The sequence below is a fragment of the Kitasatospora sp. NPDC024654 genome (genome assembly GCF_055559155.1).
This window is the reverse complement of record NZ_JBVHLF010000221.1, coordinates 1-1,150: the sequence shown is the minus strand read 5'-3', so window position 1 is coordinate 1,150 and position 1,150 is coordinate 1. Positions and strand designations below refer to the sequence as shown.

General features: G+C 57.1%; 1 rRNA gene (cut by a window edge). It reads right to left on the bottom strand.

Going from position 1 to position 1,150, the window contains the following annotated elements:
• A 23S ribosomal RNA gene (locus ACZ38L_RS39075) occupies nucleotides 1–1,150 on the bottom strand; its annotated part reaches 1,602 nt to the left of the window's first position; the annotation flags it as partial.

Genomic DNA, 1,150 nt, shown 5'->3' with positions numbered 1-1,150 from the left:
CCACCGGCTCCACCACTCCCCTCGACCCGAAGGTCTCAGGGCGGCTTCACGGGCTTAGCATCAAGAGGTTCAGCGCTGGCGCTTCAAAGCGGGTACGGGAATATCAACCCGTTGTCCATCGACTACGCCTGTCGGCCTCGCCTTAGGTCCCGACTTACCCTGGGCAGATCAGCTTGACCCAGGAACCCTTGGTCAATCGGCGCAAGAGTTTCCCACTCTTGTATCGCTACTCATGCCTGCATTCTCACTCGTATCCCGTCCACGACTCGATTCCTCGGCCGCTTCACCCGGAACACGACGCTCCCCTACCCATCACAGCCTCCGTTGGGAGTATTACTGCAATGACACGACTTCGGTGATGTGCTTGAGCCCCGCTACATTGTCGGCGCGGAATCACTTGACCAGTGAGCTATTACGCACTCTTTCAAGGGTGGCTGCTTCTAAGCCAACCTCCTGGTTGTCTCTGCGACTCCACATCCTTTCCCACTTAGCACACGCTTAGGGACCTTAGTCGGTGTTCTGGGCTGTTTCCCTCTCGACCATGGAGCTTATCCCCCACAGTCTCACTGCCACGCTCTCACTTACCGGCATTCGGAGTTTGGCTAAGGTCAGTAACCCGGTAAGGCCCATCGCCTATCCAGTGCTCTACCTCCGGCAAGAAACACGTGACGCTGCACCTAAATGCATTTCGGGGAGAACCAGCTATCACGGAGTTTGATTGGCCTTTCACCCCTAACCACAGGTCATCCCCCAGGTTTTCAACCCTGGTGGGTTCGGTCCTCCACACGGTCTTACCCGCGCTTCAACCTGCCCATGGCTAGATCACTCCGCTTCGGGTCTTGGGCATGCAACTCAAACGCCCTATTCGGACTCGCTTTCGCTACGGCTACCCCACACGGGTTAACCTCGCTACACACCGCAAACTCGCAGGCTCATTCTTCAAAAGGCACGCAGTCACGGCCAGCCGAAACTGACGACGCTCCCACGGCTTGTAGGCACACGGTTTCAGGTACTATTTCACTCCGCTCCCGCGGTACTTTTCACCATTCCCTCACGGTACTATCCGCTATCGGTCACCAGGGAATATTTAGGCTTAGCGGGTGGTCCCGCCAGATTCACACGGGATTTCTCGGGCCCCGTGCTACTTGGG